General features: G+C 42.7%; 2 protein-coding genes and 2 pseudogenes. 2 read left to right on the forward strand and 2 right to left on the reverse strand.

What is annotated here, in order from left to right; all coding sequences use genetic code 11:
* Nucleotides 1–246, reverse strand: a pseudogene (locus tag NWP21_RS15625) (photosystem II q(b) protein); the annotation flags it as partial.
* Between the two features lie 1,509 nt (nucleotides 247–1,755).
* On the opposite strand from NWP21_RS15625, the gene NWP21_RS15630 reads away from it, so the two are divergent.
* Nucleotides 1,756–2,865 carry a sodium-dependent bicarbonate transport family permease gene (locus NWP21_RS15630; RefSeq protein ID WP_271734156.1) on the forward strand — a complete coding sequence of 370 codons (1,110 nt, stop codon included), beginning with the start codon at nucleotides 1,756–1,758 and terminating at the stop codon, nucleotides 2,863–2,865.
* Between the two features lie 97 nt (nucleotides 2,866–2,962).
* On the forward strand, nucleotides 2,963–3,295 hold the full coding sequence (locus tag NWP21_RS15635) for a hypothetical protein (protein WP_280793366.1): 333 nt from the start codon (nucleotides 2,963–2,965) through the stop codon (nucleotides 3,293–3,295).
* A 324-nt stretch (nucleotides 3,296–3,619) separates the two neighbouring features.
* On the opposite strand, the pseudogene NWP21_RS15640 reads toward NWP21_RS15635, so the two are convergent.
* Nucleotides 3,620–4,100, reverse strand: a pseudogene (locus tag NWP21_RS15640) (photosystem II q(b) protein); the annotation flags it as partial.

Genomic DNA, 4,100 nt, shown 5'->3' on the forward strand with positions numbered 1-4,100 from the left:
AACTGCACCAGAGATGATGTTGTTTCCGTAAATTAAGGAGCCAGCTACTGGTTCGCGGATTCCATCGATGTCTACAGGAGGAGCAGCGATGAAGGCGATAATAAAGCAGGTGGTAGCAGCTAGGAGGGTGGGGATCATGAGTACGCCGAACCAACCGATGTAAATGCGGTTTTCGGTGCTGGTGATCCATTCGCAGAAGCGATCCCATACGTTGGCGCTTTGGCGCTGTTGTAAGGTTGTGGTCATTTGTTTATGATTGCGGTTATGTATGTATGAATGAGACAGGTTTGTTTTCTGTCTATGACACTACTTTACAATTGTTTACAAATGTTTGGCAAGGGGTATTTTTTTAATAAAAATTATGCTTGATGTAAGTTTTACTTATCATTAGCTCAATTCTGGAGGAGTTTCTCAAAGAGGCGATCGCTTGGTGGGGAACTAAAAGCCAAGTTAATAGGGAGAGCCTGGCGCATTAAGCGTAATCACCTGGATGAATATATTGAAGAACTTTTTTGAATCTCGCCAAATAGGGACAAGTAGAAACTCGCCAATAGCATAGAGTCAGTAAAACAGTGGCGGGGTTTGACGATATTCTCTAGCGAGTGGGTGACAGCCATATATAGAAACCGCCTGTAATGACTTTTACAGACAGTTTCCATTAATTCCACTTCCGGTGAGGGAAGCGGTCAAAAAAGGTAACACAAATGTTCTTCAACACTTTTAGTCGTTTCCATTAATTCCACTTCCGGTGAGGGAAGCGGTCTTATATTTATAACAATGGAAGAGTCTAGATTAGACCGTTTCCATTAATTCCACTTCCGGTGAGGGAAGCGGTCTTCCTGAATTAATGCTACAGGAGTTTAAGCCTCTACTCTCCTTGGCGCAAGTCAGGGTGAGCAAGTTTTGATTGTGAATGTAGAATCTCCCTGGGTTTAGCACTAAGACTGTCAATACCTCATAGATAAATAATGGTTTTCATAGAAAAAAATTATAAATTGACTAATACAGCCAATTTTCGGGATAGATATAAGGTTTTGCTTATATGAGCTATATAATATTTTTTTAATAATTCCTGTCTTTGGATTAATTTTTTCCATCTAAAGGCGGTATGCTATTTGTAATCAAACAGTTGCTCCCCAGTTGCAACTGCAAAAATAAAACTGGGTAGATAGTTCTGTATGATTGTGTTTCAAGGTAACTAGGATTTATCCTGAACTAGAACCTTAATTCACAATTAATGTAAATTATCCAACATAATCACAAATCAGCAATATATTTTATAATTGCTGTTTTTTGTACTTAGAAAACAGTTAAGCACTGCTTGAGGAGCATTGACAAATGTATTTTGAGAAAAATGTTTTAATCACACTAAAATGCTAAGAGCCAATCTTTAGCTCAAGATTAATATATTCATCTGACCAACATAAATCTGCAAAAGCTGTTAATCAATGAGATTTATTTGTAATTTTAACAGCTTCAAGTTTTCGGCTTGTATCAGCAAAAAGCCAATACCAAATATTTTCGCATACAAATAAGCTGGGTATCTAAATTTTGAATTGGTACCCAAGATTATTAATGCCAAATTAACATGGTTGCATTATTGTTGGCCAAGTAAATTTATTGACAGATGAAGACAGGTATTGTGCTTAGATTTAATGGGTGAAGCGCCTCACTCCTACCTTACCTAAATCTTTAAAGTTCATTTAGTTCATCCACAAAAATGCTCCTCGTTAGAGGAGTTACAAGGAGGTATTCATGGATTTTTTGTCCTTATTTTTCACTGACTTTATTAAGCAGTTGCAGTCCCCAACACTCGCCTTTTTGATTGGTGGGATGATCATTGCCGCCCTTGGTAGCGAATTGGTAATTCCAGACGCGGTTTGTTCGATCATCGTCTTCATGCTGCTGACCAAAATCGGTCTGACTGGTGGAATTGCGATCCGCAACTCCAATCTGACCGAAGTATTGTTACCGGCATTGTTTTCTGTAATCACAGGGATTGTGATTGTATTCATCGCCCGCTTTACATTGGCCAAGCTGCCTAAGGTCAAAACAGTAGATGCGATCGCTACTGGTGGGTTGTTTGGTGCGGTGAGTGGCTCTACTATGGCTGCTGCTCTGACACTACTGGAAGAACAAAAAATCCCATTTGAAGCATGGGCTGGCGCACTCTATCCCTTCATGGACATCCCGGCGCTAGTAACTGCGATTGTGATAGCCAATATTTACATCAACAAGAAGAAGCGTAAAGAAGCATCCGACTCTGCCATGCAGGAGTCTTTCAGCAAACAGCCCGTTGCGGCTGGTGATTATCCCAGCACTCGGCAAGAGTATCTCAGCCAACAGAAAAATCCCGGTGATAATAAAGTCAAAATATGGCCAATCATCGAGGAAAGCCTCCGGGGTCCTGCCTTATCAGCAATGTTGTTAGGTCTCGCTCTTGGCCTGTTCGCCAGACCAGAAAGCGTCTATAAAAGCTTCTATGATCCTGCTTTTCGTGGCTTGCTCTCCATCTTGATGCTGGTAATGGGTATGGAGGCTTGGTCAAGGGTTGGCGAACTGCGTAAGGTAGCTCAATGGTACGTTGTGTATAGTGCGATTGCACCATTTATACATGGTTTAATCGCCTTCGGTTTAGGTATGATTGCCCACTACGCAACAGGATTTAGCATGGGCGGTGTCGTCGTCCTGGCTATTATCGCTGCCTCTAGTTCAGACATCTCAGGTCCTCCTACATTGCGAGCCGGTATTCCTTCCGCTAATCCATCAGCTTATATAGGCGCGTCCACAGCAGTCGGTACGCCAATTGCGATCGGCTTTTGTATCCCTTTCTTTATCGGTCTTGCCCAAGCAATAGGTGGCTAATCCCAGAAGGGTCTTTGTCTGTTGGCGCTCCCTTGACCCGGCAGACTAAGCAACTCAGTATATAATATCAATTTACGTAAGTAAGGAGGTAAGCAATATGTCCAAGCGTGCCAACAAGCTCGTCATCATCACGGAAAAGGTTCTGATGAAAAAGGTCGCCAAGATCATTGAAGAATGCGGAGCGACTGGTTATACAGTGGTGGATACTGGTGGTAAAGGTAGTCGCAACGTCCGCTCTACAGGTAAACCCAACACTGCTGACACTGATTCTAATGTGAAGTTCGAGGTACTCACCGAAACACGGGAGATGGCGGAGAATATCGCAGATAAGGTCGCAATTACATTTTTTACCGATTATGCGGGCATGATCTATATCTGTGAAGCAGAGGTACTGTACGGAAGACATTTCTGTGGACCAGACGGCTGTTGAGTCGAAATGAAACGACGCAGACCTAAAAGGCCGGGGCATAACCCCGGTTTTTTGATGGACGTTACTCAAAACTACTCTAAAATTTTTATATTCTTAAAAATCTATCTAAAGATAGATGACAAGATTACCTAAATAGTATTACCGAGATTGACTAAACAGTCAAGGTCGGTCTAATCGCGCTTTAGCTGAAACTCACTTTAGGCGCGGTTTTGCTTACTCTCTTGGCAAACAGTTACATTACCAAAACCAAAAGCGCCCATCCGGTAGGAAGGACGCTTTGATCAAGCAGAGACAGTATTATTTAAGTTTCTTAACCTGAATCTCTTAGCCGTTGATTGCAGGAGCAGTCAAAGCAACAGGAGCAACTTCACCAGCAGCCAAGTCTAAGGGGAAGTTGTGAGCGTTACGCTCGTGCATTACTTCCATACCCAGGTTAGCGCGGTTGATGACATCAGCCCAGGTAGCAATGACGCGACCTTGAGAGTCAATTACTGATTGGTTGAAGTTGAAACCGTTCAAGTTGAACGCCATGGTGCTTACACCTAGAGCGGTGAACCAGATACCGATTACAGGCCAAGCAGCTAGGAAGAAGTGTAGTGAACGGCTGTTGTTAAAGGAAGCGTATTGGAAGATTAAGCGACCGAAGTAACCGTGAGCAGCTACGATGTTGTAGGTTTCTTCTTCTTGACCGAACTTGTAACCGTAGTTTTGAGATTCGGTTTCGGTTGTTTCACGTACCAAGGAGGAAGTTACCAAGGAACCGTGCATAGCAGAGAACAAAGAACCACCAAATACACCAGCTACA

Source organism: Anabaenopsis sp. FSS-46, from assembly GCF_029891665.1.
GTDB classification, from domain to species: Bacteria; Cyanobacteriota; Cyanobacteriia; order Cyanobacteriales; family Nostocaceae; genus Anabaenopsis; species Anabaenopsis arnoldii.

Coding starts and splice junctions, on each gene's coding strand:
- NWP21_RS15635 (WP_280793366.1), top strand. CDS start 2,963: ATGTCCAAGCGTGCCAACAAGCTCGTCATCATCACGGAAAAGGTTCTG.
- NWP21_RS15630 (WP_271734156.1), top strand. CDS start 1,756: ATGGATTTTTTGTCCTTATTTTTCACTGACTTTATTAAGCAGTTGCAG.